We start from the raw sequence: 14,675 nt of genomic DNA, 5'->3' as shown, positions 1-14,675 counted from the left end.
AGGTGCCGATAGCGGTTCAAAACCTCTGACGCGCGGGCCTTCGAGCCGAGCAGTTCAGCCAAATCCTTCTGCTGGCGACCGGTCTGTTCCATGTGTGCGCGCAACGCGTCCGGAGCTTCGGGCGGTTCAACCGGCCAGTGCCGCGCCTCATAATCGCCGATTACCAGCGCGAGCATGTCGAAGCGGTCAGCCTCCGGCGTCCCGGGCTCGGGCTCGTTCTCGAAGTAGCGCTCGATCTCCGTAAGAGCCCGGTCGTAGTCCGCTTCCGTTTTCAGCGGCCGAATATCCATCATCATACGGTCCTCGGATTGATGCCGTCGTATTCCTCGTGCGTACCGACGAATTTCACGAGCACGCGCTTAAACCGATACGAGACGTGGGCAATCAGGCGGTACTTGTTGCCGCCAAGGTCGAAGATCACGCGGCTGTCGGCAACGAAGTCCACCGTTGCCCCGAAATCCCTCTTGATGTCCGCCGGTCCCTGCCAGGACGCTTGTCGGACGACGCTGTGCCACGTCCGCAACGGCGTTTCCGCTCGGGGGTGCTTTTCCCAGAACTGCCGGAGCGTGCGAAGAGCGATGACCTGCATAAGGTATCGTAGCACGTTCCGAATCTGGGAACAAAGGGAAGTTCCCAGATTCGGAACAATCTCTTACTTGCTCACCGCCTCCTCCATCAGCGCCCGCACCGCTTCCGGATCGACGTCGCGCTGGGTGAAGGCTTGGCCGATGCCGCGGGCCAGGACGAAGGTGATGCGGCCGTCCTTCACCTTCTTGTCCTTGGCCATGGCGGCGATCAGCTCGTCCACGTCCCACTCCACGCCGGGCACGTCGGTGGGCTTGGTGGGCAGGCCCACCGCTTCCAGGTGGCGGCGCGCCCGCACGGCGTCCTGGCCGGGGCACAGGCCCAGGCGGACCGACAGGTCGAACGCCAGCACCATGCCGATCGCCACCGCCTCGCCGTGCAGCAGCCGGGAGCCGTAGCCGGTCGCCGCCTCCAGCGCGTGGCCGAAGGTGTGGCCCAGGTTGAGCAGCGCGCGGTCGCCGCTCTCGCGCTCGTCCACGCCGACGATGGCCGCCTTGGCCTCGCAGCTGACCTTCACGGCGTGGCGGCGCGCCGCGCTGTCGCCCTCCACCACGCGCGCACCGTTGGCCTCCAGCCAGTCCCAGAAGTCGGGCAGGCGGATCAGGCCGTACTTCGCCACCTCGGCGTAGCCGGCCAGCACCTCGCGCTTGGGCAGCGAGTCCAGCGTGGCGGTGTCGGCCACCACGAGGCGCGGCTGGTGGAAGGCGCCGACCAGGTTCTTGCCGTGCCGGGTGTTGATGCCGGTCTTGCCGCCGACCGAGCTGTCCACCTGGGACAGCAGGGTGGTCGGCACCTGGATGAAGTCGATGCCGCGCAGCGCGATGGCGGCGGCGAAGCCGGTGATGTCGCCGATGACGCCGCCGCCCAGCGCGATCAGCACGGCCGAACGCTCGATCCCGCGGCCCAGCACGGCGTCCATCAGCCGTTCCAGGTGGGCGAAGTCCTTGGTCTTCTCGCCGGCCGGCAGGATAATGGGCGTGCCGGCGTCCAGCCCGGCGTCGCGCAACGTGCGCTCCAGCGTCGGCAAATGGTGCTGCGCCACATGGTCGTCGGTGACGACGATGGGGGCGCGGCCGCGCGTGATGTCGGCGATGCGCCCCCCGGCCCGGGCCAGAATGCCGTCGCCCACCAGGATGTCGTAGCTGCGCGTGCCCAGGTCGACGCGGACGGTCTCGCTCATCAGTGCTTCTCCTCGTGGTGGCCCGGGTGGCGGGCGGCGCGGGCGAGCGGGTGGCCGACGTGGGCCTCCAGCGCTTCCAGCACGCGCTCCACGGTGTATTCGGGCGGGTTCTCGTCGCTTTCCACCGTCAGGTCCGCCTCGGCGTAGACGGGATAGCGCTGCTCCATCAGGCGGGACAGGATCTCGCGCGGGTCGCCCTTCTTCAGCAGCGGCCGGTTGGTGCGCCGCGCCGTGCGCGCCAGCAGGATGTCCAGGTCGGCGCGCAGCCACACCGACAGCCCGCGCTCGCGGATCAGGGCGCGGGTCTGCGGGTCCATGAAGGCGCCGCCGCCGGTGGCCAGCACGTGCACCGGCGATTCGGTCAGCAGCCGCGCGATGATCTTGCGCTCGCCCGCGCGGAAGCCGGCCTCGCCGTCGCGGGCGAAGATCTCCTCGATGGTGCAGCCGGCCGCCGCCTCGATCTCCGCGTCGGCGTCCAGGAAGGGCAGGCCGAGCTTGGCCGCCAGCCGCCGGCCGATGGCGCTCTTGCCCGCACCCATCAGCCCGACCAGCACCACGGTCCGCGGCAGCCCGCCGGGCGGGGTGCCGGGGTGCCGCGCGGTCGGTGCCGGACGGTCCGGCGCGGAGGGCGTGGGGCGGTCGGTCATGGCGGCGCTGGTCTCCGGTCGGCTCGAAGCGGGTGTTCCTGTTGCCTGCGCCGCCGGCCGGGGCTAGAGTGTTGCCCCGAACGGGCTAAGACCGGCCGGGCCGCAGGCGGGTGTGCGTCTTTAGCATGAAAGCGCATCCTTGTCCCAACCCCTGCGGCGTCCTGCCGTGGTAGGTCCGCGTCATTCCCATCCATCCCAAGGCACCGGATCGTCCCGAACCATGAGCCGCGCCCTGTCCGTCCTCATCCTGTTGCTGCTGGTCGTCATCGGCGGCGGTATGGCGTTCCTGGCCGCCTGGGACATGCCGGCGCCGTCCAAGACGGTGGAAAAGGTCATCCCGGATGACCGCTTCCCGCGCTGACCGCGCCGGGAACGCCCCCGCTCCCCACCGCCGCCGCGCCACGCCGGTCGCGACCCTGATCGTTGCCCTGACCACTGTCCTGTCGGCCGCCGCGCCGCTGGCCGCGCAGCAGCCGGGGCCGCCCATCCGCCTGGTTCCCACCGTGCCCGGCGCCGACCAGCCGCCGCCGGAACCGCCGCTGCCGTCCGCGGACCCGAAGCCCGCCCCCACGAACCCCGCCCCTACGAATCCTATCGTGCCCCGGCCGCCGCCGGTGCGGGCCGAGGCGCTGGCGGCGGCCGACCCGGACGGCGACGGCGTGCTGGACGACCGCGGCGGCGGGCTGGGCATCGGCCTGTGGCGCGGCCTGCCGCGCGCCGAGCTGCTGCGCCTGCTGGCGGCGCTGCCGCCGGCCACCCCGTCGCCGGCAGCGCGCGATCTCACCCGGCGCCTGCTGCTGACCGCCGCCGCCGGACCACAGCCGGCCCCCGGCGAGCCACCGCCGCCTCGCCGCTTCGCCGCGCTGAAGGTGGAGGCGCTGGCCCGGCTGGGCGATCCGGCCGCCGCGCTGCGGCTCGCCGCCGTGCTGCCGGACGCGCTGAAGGACGACGCGGCGGCGCGCGCCGTGGTGGACGCGCAGCTGCTGCAGGACGCCCTCGACTGCCCGAAGGCCCTCGCCCTGGGCACCGGCTTCACCGACCCGTACTGGAAGCGCCTGGAAGTGTTCTGCCGGGCGCGCGCCGGCGAGCGTTCGGAGGCGCTGGTGGCCCTGGGCGCATTGCGCGCCGGGGGCGAGCGCGACGACGCCTTCCTGCTGCTGGCCGAGGCGATGGCCGGCGGCACGGTCCCGGCCGTGCGCGTGGTGAAGGACCCCACGCCGCTGTCGCTGGCCATGCTGCGCGCGCTGAACCTTCCGGTGCCGCCGGAGGCGGTGGCCGTGGATGAGCCCGCGCGCCTCGCCGCCGTGGCGCGCAACGCGGCCACCGATCCGGTGACCCGCGTCGGCGCGGCCGAGCGCGCGGCGGGCATGCTGTTCCTCGACGCCCGCGCGCTGGCCGAGGCGTATCAGGCCGCCCCGGCGCGCGGCGACGAGCTGCTGCGCCTGCGCGACCTCGCCGCGCGTGACCGGGGGCCGCGCGTGCGCGGCCTCGTCCAGCAGGCCTTCGCCGGGGCGATGGACGGCAACCGGCGCATGGCGCTGGCGGCGCTGGCGCTCGACCTGTTGGACCCGCCGATGCTGGCCGGGCCGGCGGGTGCCGTGGTGGCGGCCATGCTGGACAGCGTGACGCCCAACGCCCAGGCGGCGCATCTGGCCCCGGCGGCGGCGCGGCTGTACACGGCGCAGGCGCGCGAGGATGCGGCGCGCCGCTGGCTCGACCTTGCTGGCCGCACCGGCGGTGCTGCGCGGCTGTGGCCGCTGGCGGCGCAGTGGGCCGGGCATTGGGCCGGGCCGGCCGGCCTCCAGCCGTGGCTGGACGAGGCGTTGCGGACCGGCGATCCGGCCGCCCGGGCGCGGGCGTCCGGTATCCTGGCGCTGGTGCAGGCGCAAGGGGTTGCGGTGCCGGAGGACGCGTGGCTGGCCGCCGCCGACGGCGGCGCGCCCGCTGGTGCGGGGCCGGCGCCCGATCCGGCGCTGTGGGCTCGCCTGAAGACCGCTGCGGCGGAGGGACGCACGGGAGAAACCGTGCTGGTATCGCTCGCGCTGATAGGCAAGCTGGGACCGGCGGGCACCGCGCCCGTGGTGATGGCGCGCATCGTCGCCGCGCTGCGGACCGTGGGGCTGGAATCCGAGGCGCGCGCGCTGGCCCGCGAGGCCGTCGCCGCGGCACTGGGTTGACGTGAGGAATGAGGGGGAACGCGTGACCGAAAAGCGCCGTGGCCGTCCGTGCAAGCCGCGATCCCTGTCGGTTTCGCCGGAGCTTGACGCCTTTCTCGACATGCTGATGGCGGAGCGTGGGGCGGCGCTCAACACCCGTCAGGCGTACGAGCGCGACCTGATGGACGTGTCGCGCTGGCTGGCCCAGCGCGGCATGACGCTGGAAGCGGCGGGGACCGAGGACCTGCGCGCCTACCTCGCCCACCTGGCGCACGCCGACGCGGCCCCGGCGCCGCGCACGGTGGCGCGCCGGCTGTCGGCGCTGCGGCAGTTCTACCGCTTCCTGGTGTCGGAGGGGCGGCGCACCGACGACCCGGCCTCCGCCCTCGACAGCCCCAAGCAGGGCCGCCCCCTGCCCAAGGTGTTGAGCGAGGCGGAGGTGCTGGCGCTGATCGACACCGCCCGCAGCCGCGGCGGGCCGGAGGGGACGCGGCTGGTGGCGCTCTTGGAGATCCTGTACGCCACCGGCCTGCGCGTGTCGGAGCTGGTGGGCCTGCCGCTGTCGGCCATCCTGCGCGACGGGCGCGGGCTGATCGTGCGCGGCAAGGGGGGAAAGGAGCGCATGGTGCCGCTCTCCGACCCCGCGCGGGACGCGATTTCCACCTACCTGCCGCTGCGCAAGGACTTCCTGGTGCCGGAGCGCGAGACGCTGCAGGCGAAGTTCCTGTTCCCCTCCCGCACGTCCGATTCCGGGCACCTGACGCGCCAGCGCTTCGCGCAGATCCTGAAGGACCTGACGGTGGCCGCCGGCATCGACCCGGACAAGGTCAGCCCGCACGTGCTGCGCCACGCCTTCGCCACCCACCTGCTGGACCACGGCGCCGACCTGCGCTCGGTGCAGAAGATGCTGGGCCACGCCGACATCGCCACCACGCAGATCTACACCCACGTGGTGTCCGACCGCCTGCGCCGCGTGGTGGCGGAGCACCATCCGCTGGCCCGGCGCAAGGCGGGCGGCTGATCAACACCTTCGGCGCCGGCCCGCGGCGTGCTATACGCGATGGCGCAAGCCGTCGATCAAGGGGGGACACGACATGGCGACGACCATTTCCGGGCTGGACATCCTGGGCCCGATGCTGCCGGGCTTCGAGGAGATCCTGACGCCCGAGGCCTGCGCCTTCATCGCCGAGCTGGAAATGCGCTTCGGCCCCGAGCGCGAGCGCCTGCTGGCCGTGCGCCAGAAGCACCAGGAGCTGATCGACAAAGGCGAGAAACCCGATTTCCTGCCCGAGACGAAGGCCATCCGCGACAGCGACTGGACCATCGCGCCGCTGCCGGCCGACCTCCAGGACCGCCGCGTGGAGATCACCGGCCCGGTCGACCGCAAGATGGTCATCAACGCGCTGAACTCCGGCGCCAAGGTCTTCATGGCCGATTTCGAGGACGCCAACTGCCCGTCCTGGACCAACCAGGTGGAAGGGCAGATCAACGTCCGCGACGCCGTGCGCCGCACCATCGCCCACGCCGACCCGGCGACCGGCAAGGCGTACGCGCTGAACGAGAAGACCGCCGTGCTGAAGGTGCGCCCGCGCGGCTGGCACATGGTGGAGAAGCACGTCCTGTTCGAGGGGCAGCCGGTCTCCGCCGGACTGTTCGACTTCGGCCTGTACTTCTTCCACAACGCCAAGGAATTGCTGGCGCGCGGCTCCGGCCCCTACTTCTACCTGCCGAAGCTGGAGAGCCATTTCGAGGCGCGGCTGTGGAACGAAGTCTTCACGCTGGCCGAGGAATACGTTGGCGTCCCGCACGGCTCCATCAAGGCGACCGTGCTGATCGAGACGATCCTGGCCGCCTTCGAGATGGACGAGATCCTGTATGAGCTGCGCGACCACTCGGCCGGGCTGAACTGCGGGCGCTGGGACTACATCTTCAGCTTCATCAAGAAGTTCCGCAACGACCAGGCCGCCGTCATGCCCGACCGCGCGACGGTCGGCATGGACGTGCACTTCCTCAGCTCCTACAGCCAGCTGGCGGTCAAGACCTGCCACCGGCGCAACGCGCCGGCCATCGGCGGCATGGCGGCCTTCATCCCGGTGAAGAACGACCCGGCCGCCAACGAGGCCGCCTTCGCCAAGGTGCGCGCCGACAAGGAGCGCGAGGCGACGAACGGCCACGACGGCACCTGGGTGGCGCACCCCGGCCTCGTCCCCGTGGCCATGGAGGTGTTCGACCGCCACATGCCCACCCCCAACCAGATCCACAAAAAGCGCCAGGACGTGGCCGTGACCGCCGCCGACCTGCTGAAGGTTCCGAAAGGGCCGCGCACCGAGGCGGGGCTGCGCATGAACGTGGCGGTGGGCCTGGGCTACATCGAGGCATGGCTGCGCGGCCTGGGCTGCGTCCCGCTGTTCAACCTGATGGAGGACGCCGCCACCGCCGAGATCAGCCGCACCCAGGTCTGGCAGTGGGTGCACCACGCGGCCACCCTGGACGACGGCCGCACGGTGACCATGGCGTTGGTGGATCAGGTGATCGCCGACGAACTGGCCGCCTGGAAGGCCCGCCTGGGCGACGCCGCCTACACGGCCGGTGCCTGGACGGACGCGGCGGCGCTGTTCCGCGATCTGGTCGAGCGTAAGGACTTCGTGGAGTTCCTGACCCTGCCGGCGTATGAGCGGATCGTGGCGGGAGGGGCGTAAACTCTCCCTCCCCTGGCCCCGCCGGGGGAGGGAAGCCCGCGGTAGCGGGCAGGGTGGGGGCAAGTTGTGTGCGAGAATTCGTGAGGCCGCAGTCTGCCACAGTGGCCGTTGCCCCCTCCTAACCTCCCCCGCCGGGGGCGGGGGAGGGACTTGAGAGCTTACCTCTCCACCCGCCCCAGCCGCATCGCCAGCGGCCACAGGATCGGCCGCGCCTGCTCCGGGGCGCCCCACAGCGGCGCGATCTCCCGGCCGAAGTCGGCGACCGGGTCGCCGCCCTCGGCCTTGATCCATGCCTTCACCGACGACCACGTGTCCAGGTAGCCCAGGACCTGCGGCAGCGTCCAGCGCGCCTCCATGGCCAGACGCGGCACCGGCAACTCCGGGAACGGGAAGTCCAGGGAGCGGTAGCCGGTGCCCACATGCGCACGCTCCGGCGGCCACCAGGGACCCAGCGTGTCGTCGTGGAAGGCGCGCAGCGCGTGGCGCAGCGCCTCGTCCTCCGCCTCGATGGCGCCGTAGGTGACCAGCGCGAGGACGGCGCCGGGACGCGCCACGCGCCGCACCTCGGCGTAGAAGGCCGGCAGGTCGAACCAGTGCGCCGCCTGCGCGGCGACGATCAGGTCGGCCGAGGCGTCGGGCAGCCCGCCGGATTCGGCGGGGGCGACGCGGTATTCCACGCGCTCGTGCGGAGTCGCGGCCTCGATCTGCGGGGCGCTGGCGTCGGTGGCGACCACGCGGGCGAAGCGCCGTGCCAGATCGACCGAAAGCTGCCCGTTGCCGCACCCCACGTCCCAGGCGAGGTCCCGCGCGGGGGTGGCGTCGGCCAGCGCGTCGGCCAGACCGGCCGGATAGACCGGGCGGAAGGCGCGGTAGTCCCCGGCGTGGCCGGAGAAATGGTCCTTGAAGGTCGTCATGGTGAAAGGATAGCGCCTGCGCGCGCCGGCCGCGAGCGCCGTCGTGCGATTGCCACCACTCGGCTATGGCGCGGCGGTGCGGCACGTGGTAGGTAGCCCGGTCTTTTTTGCCGTTCTTCCGCTACCTGTCCGGACATGCAGACCTTCCTGGAATTCGAGAAGCCGATCGCCGAACTCGAAGGCAAGATCGAGGAGCTGCGGCACCTCACCGACGCCGGCGACATCAACATCGCCGACGAGGTCGCCAAGCTGCAGGGCAAGGTCGACAAGCTGCTGCGCCAGACCTACGCCAAGTTGACGCCGGCGCAGAAGGTGCAGGTGGCCCGTCACCCCAACCGGCCGCACTGCCTGGACTTCGTCCATGGCCTCGTCGAGGACTTCACGCCGCTGGCCGGCGACCGCCACTTCGCCGAGGATCAGGCGGTGGTGGGCGGCCTTGGCCGCTTCCGCGGCCGGTCGGTCGTGGTCATCGGCCAGGAGAAGGGGCACGACACCGAGTCGCGCGTGCGCCACAACTTCGGCATGGCCAAGCCCGAGGGCTATCGCAAGGCGCAGCGCCTGATGCAACTGGCCGAGCGGTTCCGGCTGCCGGTGCTGACGCTGGTCGACACCGCCGGCGCCTTCCCCGGCGTGCAGGCCGAGGAGCGCGGCCAGGCCGAGGCCATCGCCAAGAGCATCGAGACCTGCCTGCGCATCGGCGTGCCGCTGGTCACCGCGGTGATCGGCGAGGGCGGCTCGGGCGGCGCCATCGCCATCGCCACCGCCGACCGCGTGCTGATGCTGGAGCACGCCATCTACTCGGTCATCTCGCCCGAGGGCTGCGCGTCGATCCTCTGGCGCAGCAACGACATGGCGGGCGAGGCGGCGACCGCGCTGCGCCTGACCAGCCAGGACCTGAAGGAACTGGGCGTCATCGACCGCGTGGTGCACGAGCCCATCGGCGGCGCCCACCGCGACACCGGCGCCACCGTGCAGGCCCTGGGCGACGCCATGGAGCAGGCGCTGGAGGAGCTGACCGGCCTCGACGCCGACGCGCTGCGCCGCAAGCGCCGCGAGAAGTTCCTGGAGATGGGCCAGAAGGGCCTGGGCTGACGCATGGCGCGCGACCGTCGCCTCCTGCCCCTGGCCGCGGCGGTCAACGTGGGCGCGGTGGCGGTCACCCTCGTGCTGTTCGTGGCGCTGGCGCCGCTGTTCCCGGCGCCGGAGGCCATGGCGGCGCTCCAGGCGCGTCTGGCGCTGGCGGCGCGGCTGTCGCTGTGGCCGGCGCTGGTGCTGTTCGCCATGGTCTGCGCCGTCATGGCGGCGCGCGGGCGCTCGCTGGCGTTCAACCCCATCGACGACGCGGAAAGCCGCGGCTACCGCGTCGCCCAGCGCGTGCTGTCCAACACGGTGGAGCAGACGCTGGTCTTCCTGCCCGGCCTGTGGGCGTTGAGCGTGCTGCTGCCGGTCGACGGGCTGGGCGTGCCGCGCCTCGCCACGGCGCTGTTCGTGGCGGGCCGGCTGCTGTTCTGGGCCGGCTACCACGTGCATCCCTACCTGCGCGCACCCGGCATGGCGATGACCTTCACGGTCAACCTCGTGGTGCTGGGCTGGGCGGTGGTCCTGGCGCTATAGCCAGCCGCGCCGCTTGAAGAACCACAGGGGTGCCACGGCGGCCAGCACGGTCAGCGCGATCGCCATGGGATAGCCGGCGGGCGACTGCTGTTCCGGCATCGCCGCGAAGTTCATGCCGAAGACGCTGGTCACCAGCAGCGGCGGGAACAGCGCCACGGTCAGCACGCTGACCAGCTTTACGATGCCCGTTTGCTCGGCGTTGATGCGGCCCAGCGTGGTGTCCAGAATCAGCCCCACCTTGCGCGACAGGAACTGCGCGTATTCGTCCAGGCCGGTGACGTCCAGCCGGGCGCCGCGAGCCCAGCGCCGGGTCTCCTTGCCGACCACGCCGCCGCCCATTGGGCCGCGCGCCAGGAAATCCAGCATGCGGGCGAGGCTGCCCAGGCTCTCGTGCGCCTTGGCGATCCGGTGGCCGGCCTGCCCCAGCCGCTTCAGCGTACGGTTGTCGTCGCGCGGCTCCGTGCCGGCGGGCAGGGCCGTGACGCGGAAGGAGCCGCCGGCCAGCGAATCGAGTTCCACGGCCACGCGGCGCAGCACGGCGGCGGTGCGCTCGACGATGCCCTCGACCAATGCCCGCAGCACCGCCTCCGCCTTCGGCGTGCGGCAGCCCTGGTGCGCCGCGCGGCGGCGGAAGTCCAGGAAGGGCTTCGAGTCGACGTGGTGCAGCGTGGCCAGCCGGCCGCGCGCCAGCACGAAGCTGACCGGCGCCAGACGGGGCGCGTCGGTGTCGGCGAAGGCCAGCGTCAGGACGGTGACGTGCATGGCGCCGGGGATGCGGCGCAGGCGGCTCGATTCCTCGATCTCCGCCATCTGCTCGCGTGTCGGCAGGCGCAGGCCCATCAGCGCCTCGGCCTTCGCCACCTCGTCGGGCATGGGGGCCAGCAGGTCGACCCAGACGGTCTCGTCCGGCAGCGGCTCGCGCCGGCCCTCCGCCCCTTGGCCCTCCGCGCCCCGGCCCTCCGCGCCCTTGTGCGCCCGGAGCGTGCCGCCGTCGTTGACGAACACCTGCAGCATGACGGCTCCGGACGGGCGGGTGGGGAGGGGGTCAGGCGATGCGGCCGATGCGCCGGGGCTTCAGCGGGTGGGCCGTTTCCTTGGGCTCCGGCTTGGCGTCCGGCGTCAGGTCCAGCGCCTCGCCCTCGCGCCGCAGCGCGTCCTCCAGCTTGCGGCGGAAGGCGCCCCCGTCGTCGCGGGCGTCCAGGAAACGGCTGACGGCCTCCTTGGCGACGTCCCGGTCGTAGGGGACCTTGCCGAAGGCCGCCAGCTTGGCGCGCTCCACCAGCTTGGGGTCGAGCCGGCCGCGGATCTCCGCCATCTGCCGAAGCAGGTCCTTGCGCAGGTCTTTCGTCATGGCGGGACCCTCCGGCAGCGGGCGGGCGTGGATCAGTCGCGGCCGATCAGCGTTCCGGCGCCGCCCTCGGTGAAGATCTCCAGCAGCAGCGCGTGCGGCACCCGGCCGTCCAGGATGACGGCGGCGTCGACGCCCTGTTCGACGGCGTCGATGCAGGTCTCGATCTTCGGGATCATGCCGCCGGACGCGGTGCCGTCGGCGATGCAGCCGCGGGCCTGCTCCAGCGTCATGCGCGGGATCAGGTTCTTGTCCTTGTCCAGCACGCCGGCCACGTCGGTCAGCAGGAAGAAGCGCGTGGCGCCGAGCGCGCCGGCGATGGCGCCGGCCGAGGTGTCGGCGTTGATGTTGTACGTGTCGCCGGCCAGATCCACGCCCACCGGGGCCACCACCGGGATGATGTCCGACTGGATCAGGCTGTTCAGGATCTGCGGGTTCACCTGGTACGGCTCGCCCACGAAGCCCAGGTCCAGAACCTTCTCGATGTTGCTGTCCGGGTCCTTCTGCGTGCGGCGCAGCTTGCGCGCGATGATCAGCTGCCCGTCCTTGCCCGACAGGCCCACGGCGCGGCCGCCGGCCTTGGAGATGGCGGTGACGATCTGCTTGTTGATCGAGCCGGCGAGCACCATCTCGACCACCTCGACCGTCTCCTTGTCGGTGACGCGCAGGCCGTCGACGAAGCTCGACTGGATCTTCAGGCGGTTCAGCATGGCGCCGATCTGCGGGCCGCCGCCGTGCACCACCACGGGGTTGATGCCCACCTGCTTCAGCAGCACGATGTCGCGGGCGAACAACTCGGCCAGATGGTCGTCACCCATGGCGTGGCCGCCGTACTTGATGACGAAGGTGCGCCCGGCGTAGCGGCGCATGTAGGGGAGGGCCTCGGACAGGGTGCGGGCCTTGCCCAGCCACTCTTCACGGTCGTTCGTCGTCACGGGAGAGCCGTTCGTGGGTGTGGTCATCGGCGGACTCTTTAACGGAAGCCGCGTGCCGTGCCTAGGGGGCTTTTTGCGGGAACCGGCGGCGGGGCGGCACGGTTCGCAGTTGGGAAACCGCCCGCCGATGGGAAAGTGCCATGAACGACCGCCACATGCCCGAACCGAAGTCCCCCTTCACCGACGCCCTCAAGACCCCGCCCGACGACGATGGCCGCCTGCTGAAGCGCCCCGAGAAGGACAAGGCGCGGCGCGGCGGCACCGGCGAGACCCCGGACGAGGGGATCGCGACGCCGAGCTGAGGGGATTCAACGCCCTGCGTAGCGCGCCAGGAATTCCGACGGGCGCAGGATCGCGACTCCCCGGAACGGGTGGAGCACCAGCAGGTCGTTGTCGCCGGAGACGATGCATTCGGCGTCGCCAGCAACGGCCAGGGACAGGAACTTGTCGTCCTTCGGGTCACGGCAGGCCGTGATCGCCTCGCGTACCGGGATCGAGCGATGCTTGCCAATGGCCGACAACAGTTCTGCCGCCTGTTCCGGCCGTATGACCGGGCGGAGCTTGCGGCTGTCGAGCGTTTGGCGAAGCTCTTCAAGGCAGTCGAGGGAAACCAGCGGTTCGGCCTGGATGAACGCGAACTGGACGGCGGCGGCTGGGGTTGAGTTCGGCTTGAGGAGGGCGCTGACGTAAACCCCCGTGTCGATGACGACGCGGGGTCTATTCATCCCGGCACTCGAGCCCAAGCTCTTCGAGGAGCGCTTCCACGTCCGCGTCGGTCATGCCGGCTTCGCGCCGCCGCCCCTGAACGTCGGCCCCGATCTCGCGGAACAAGCGGGCGGTGTGTTCGCCCTGGGTCTCCACCGTGACGTAGACGGCTTCGTTGTCCCCCACGTCGGCGCGCCGAAGCTCGGGCGGCAAGGTGCCCGCGCGAAGCTTCCTTACGGTGGCTGGCATGGCGATACCCTTCCGAACGACGACGCGGCCGGCGGCCGACTCTTCCCCGAATATAAGGCATCTTCGCGCCCCCGGCCATCACCCCCGCACGGCCGCCGTTCCGTAGCGCGCGTCGGCCCAGCGGCCGGCCAGCAGGGTCAGCGGCTGGGTCAGCGCCGTGGTCGCCACCGCCATCAGCACCATCGCCGAGAAGCAGCCCAGCGACAGCACGCCGGCTTCCAGCAGGATGGTCAGGACGATCACCTCCATCAGCCCCTTGCACGGCATCAGCGTGCCCAGGCGCAGCGCGTCCGGCCAGCTCTCGCCGGTCAGGCGGGCGGGCAGGGTGGTGCCCAGCACCTTGCCGGCCAGCGTCGTCAGCGTCGCCACCAGGAAGACGGTCCACTGCGCCGGCTCGCCCAGGTCGATGGTCACCTTGAGGCCGGTCAGCGTGAAGAAGAAGGGCAGCAGCACCAGCGTGGCGAAGGGGTCCAGGCGGTGCAGGATGGATTCGGCCACGCGCTTGGGCATGACCAGCCCGGCGATGAAGGCGCCCAGGATGTAGTGCAGCCCGATCAGCTCCGTCACCGCCGCGGAGCCGAGGAGTGCCGCGCAGGTGGCGACCACCGCCGTGTCGCCGAAGTGCCCGTCGGGGGCGGCGTGCCGCATCACCCGCTCCAAGAGCGGCCGGGCCACCAGCAGCGACGCCCCGGCGTAGAGTAGGCCCAGCGCAAGCACCCACCCCATGCCGTCCAGCCCGCCGCCATGCCCCCAGGCCAGGACGCCGGTCATCAGCACCCAGAGTGCTGCGTCGTTCACGGCGGCGTAGCCCAGCGCCAGCTGGCCGACGCGGTGGTTGACCAGCCCCATCTCGCGCAGGATGGCGCCCAGCACCGGCAGCGCGGTGACGCCCAGGCAGATGCCGAACCCCGCGGCGAACAGCGCCGGCGACGCCTTCGGTCCGGTCATGCCCGGCACCGCGTCGGCGATCCACAGTCCGGCCAGCACGCCCAGCGCGGTCGGCACCAGCATGCTGGACAGGCTGACGGCGGCGAAGGCACGGCCCTTGCCCTTGAACTCCGTCACGTCCAGGTGCAGGCCGGTGAGAAAGGCGAAGAACACCACCGCCAGCCACGCCAGCCCCGACAAGGGCGCCAGCGAGGCCGGGGCGAACAGCCGGCCCCACAGGTCCGGCGCCAGATGGCCCAGCACGGAGGGGCCGAGCGCGATGCCGAACAGGATCTGCACCACCACCATCGGCGCCACGCGCTTGATGCCGGTCAGCCGCCACAGCAGGAACGGCACGGCGATCAGCAGGATGGCCTGCACCAGGAAGACGAAGACGGGGGAGACCTCCAGGTGCACGGCCGCACCCGGCTCAGTATTCCGCGAACTTGGCGAGGCTGGCGCGCAGCTCGGCGATGCCCACGCCCTTTTCGGCGCTGGTCACGTGCACCTCGGGGTAGGCGGCCGGGTGCTTTTTCAGCGCGGCGGCGGTGCGCGTGCGCACGGCCTCCAGCTCCGCCGCCTTCACCTTGTCGGCCTTGGTCAGCACGATCTGGTAGGGCACGGCGGTCTGGTCCAGCATCTTCATGATCTCCACGTCGTTCGGCTTGATGCCATGACGTCCGTCGATCAACACCAGCGCCCGGCGCAGCGTCACG

19 protein-coding genes are annotated in these 14,675 nt (G+C 71.6%); 7 read left to right on the top strand and 12 right to left on the bottom strand.

The window, feature by feature from the left end:
- The 4 genes from VED21_RS29505 to VED21_RS29490 form a co-directional block, all read right to left on the bottom strand.
- Positions 1–296, bottom strand: a 296-nt coding sequence (locus tag VED21_RS29505) for an XRE family transcriptional regulator (RefSeq protein WP_324888859.1), incomplete at its 3' end; no start/stop codon positions are given.
- Entirely contained in the window at positions 293–589 is a 297-nt protein-coding gene (locus tag VED21_RS29500; RefSeq protein WP_324888858.1) for a type II toxin-antitoxin system HigB family toxin, read from the bottom strand. The genes VED21_RS29505 and VED21_RS29500, both read right to left, overlap by 4 nt.
- 63 nt (positions 590–652) lie before the next feature.
- On the bottom strand, positions 653–1,765 hold the full coding sequence (gene aroB, locus VED21_RS29495; RefSeq protein WP_324888856.1) for a 3-dehydroquinate synthase: 1,113 nt from the start codon (positions 1,763–1,765) through the stop codon (positions 653–655).
- Positions 1,765–2,412, bottom strand: a complete 648-nt coding sequence (locus tag VED21_RS29490; RefSeq protein WP_414638339.1) for a shikimate kinase — start codon at positions 2,410–2,412, stop codon at positions 1,765–1,767. The genes aroB and VED21_RS29490 overlap by 1 nt, the downstream gene beginning before the upstream one ends.
- Before the next feature lie 220 nt (positions 2,413–2,632).
- Here VED21_RS29490 and VED21_RS29485 point away from each other — a divergent pair, with 220 nt between their 5' ends.
- The 4 genes from VED21_RS29485 to aceB all read left to right on the top strand — a co-directional run bounded on the left by VED21_RS29485 (position 2,633) and on the right by aceB (position 7,267).
- The gene (locus VED21_RS29485; RefSeq protein WP_324888854.1) at positions 2,633–2,773 is read left to right on the top strand and encodes a hypothetical protein; all 141 of its coding nucleotides are present in this window, start codon (positions 2,633–2,635) and stop codon (positions 2,771–2,773) included.
- Positions 2,754–4,589: a hypothetical protein gene (locus VED21_RS29480; protein WP_324888852.1), complete on the top strand. Its 1,836-nt coding sequence runs from the start codon at positions 2,754–2,756 to the stop codon at positions 4,587–4,589. The genes VED21_RS29485 and VED21_RS29480 overlap by 20 nt, the downstream gene beginning before the upstream one ends.
- A 22-nt stretch (positions 4,590–4,611) precedes the next feature.
- Positions 4,612–5,589, top strand: coding sequence for a site-specific tyrosine recombinase XerD (xerD, locus tag VED21_RS29475; RefSeq protein ID WP_324888849.1), 978 nt, complete (start codon positions 4,612–4,614; stop codon positions 5,587–5,589).
- 73 nt (positions 5,590–5,662) lie between these two features.
- Entirely contained in the window at positions 5,663–7,267 is a 1,605-nt protein-coding gene (gene aceB / locus VED21_RS29470; RefSeq protein WP_324888847.1) for a malate synthase A, read from the top strand.
- Positions 7,268–7,425: 158 nt separating this feature from the next.
- Here aceB and VED21_RS29465 read toward each other — a convergent pair whose 3' ends face one another.
- Positions 7,426–8,181 carry a class I SAM-dependent methyltransferase gene (locus tag VED21_RS29465; protein ID WP_324888845.1) on the bottom strand — a complete coding sequence of 252 codons (756 nt, stop codon included), beginning with the start codon at positions 8,179–8,181 and terminating at the stop codon, positions 7,426–7,428.
- A 135-nt stretch (positions 8,182–8,316) separates the two neighbouring features.
- Here VED21_RS29465 and VED21_RS29460 point away from each other — a divergent pair, with 135 nt between their 5' ends.
- Both VED21_RS29460 and VED21_RS29455 read left to right on the top strand, forming a co-directional pair.
- On the top strand, positions 8,317–9,273 hold the full coding sequence (locus VED21_RS29460; RefSeq protein WP_324888843.1) for an acetyl-CoA carboxylase carboxyltransferase subunit alpha: 957 nt from the start codon (positions 8,317–8,319) through the stop codon (positions 9,271–9,273).
- Between the two features lie 3 nt (positions 9,274–9,276).
- Complete coding sequence (locus tag VED21_RS29455) at positions 9,277–9,795, top strand: MAPEG family protein (protein ID WP_324888841.1); 519 nt, start codon at positions 9,277–9,279, stop codon at positions 9,793–9,795.
- Here VED21_RS29455 and VED21_RS29450 read toward each other — a convergent pair.
- From VED21_RS29450 to argB, 3 genes are read right to left on the bottom strand one after another with little or no spacing between them, the layout of a single operon-like run.
- Entirely contained in the window at positions 9,790–10,809 is a 1,020-nt protein-coding gene (locus VED21_RS29450; RefSeq protein WP_324888839.1) for a CorA family divalent cation transporter, read from the bottom strand. The two genes, VED21_RS29455 and VED21_RS29450, sit on opposite strands and share 6 nt — an antisense overlap.
- A gap of 31 nt (positions 10,810–10,840) precedes the next feature.
- Positions 10,841–11,146 (bottom strand): hypothetical protein, encoded by a 306-nt coding sequence (locus VED21_RS29445; RefSeq protein ID WP_324888837.1) that lies wholly within the window; start codon positions 11,144–11,146, stop codon positions 10,841–10,843.
- A gap of 32 nt (positions 11,147–11,178) precedes the next feature.
- Positions 11,179–12,105 (bottom strand): acetylglutamate kinase, encoded by a 927-nt coding sequence (gene argB, locus VED21_RS29440; protein ID WP_324888835.1) that lies wholly within the window; start codon positions 12,103–12,105, stop codon positions 11,179–11,181.
- Between the two features lie 113 nt (positions 12,106–12,218).
- Here argB and VED21_RS29435 point away from each other — a divergent pair, with 113 nt between their 5' ends.
- Positions 12,219–12,380 (top strand): hypothetical protein, encoded by a 162-nt coding sequence (locus VED21_RS29435; protein WP_324888833.1) that lies wholly within the window; start codon positions 12,219–12,221, stop codon positions 12,378–12,380.
- A 6-nt stretch (positions 12,381–12,386) separates the two neighbouring features.
- Here VED21_RS29435 and VED21_RS29430 read toward each other — a convergent pair whose 3' ends face one another.
- The 4 genes from VED21_RS29430 to VED21_RS29415 form a co-directional block, all read right to left on the bottom strand.
- Positions 12,387–12,803: a putative toxin-antitoxin system toxin component, PIN family gene (locus tag VED21_RS29430; protein WP_324888831.1), complete on the bottom strand. Its 417-nt coding sequence runs from the start codon at positions 12,801–12,803 to the stop codon at positions 12,387–12,389.
- The gene (locus VED21_RS29425) at positions 12,796–13,032 is read right to left on the bottom strand and encodes a hypothetical protein (RefSeq protein ID WP_324888829.1); all 237 of its coding nucleotides are present in this window, start codon (positions 13,030–13,032) and stop codon (positions 12,796–12,798) included. Before VED21_RS29425 ends, VED21_RS29430 begins: the two co-directional genes overlap by 8 nt.
- 78 nt (positions 13,033–13,110) lie before the next feature.
- Complete coding sequence (locus tag VED21_RS29420) at positions 13,111–14,376, bottom strand: cation:proton antiporter (RefSeq protein ID WP_324888827.1); 1,266 nt, start codon at positions 14,374–14,376, stop codon at positions 13,111–13,113.
- A 13-nt stretch (positions 14,377–14,389) separates the two neighbouring features.
- On the bottom strand, positions 14,390–14,675 hold a 286-nt coding region (locus tag VED21_RS29415), incomplete at its 5' end, for a GTP-binding protein (RefSeq protein ID WP_324888825.1).

Origin of the sequence: Azospirillum sp., assembly GCF_035627195.1 — a bacterium.
GTDB lineage: Bacteria > Pseudomonadota > Alphaproteobacteria > Azospirillales > Azospirillaceae > Azospirillum.
This window is presented reverse-complemented; position numbering and strand designations above follow the sequence as displayed.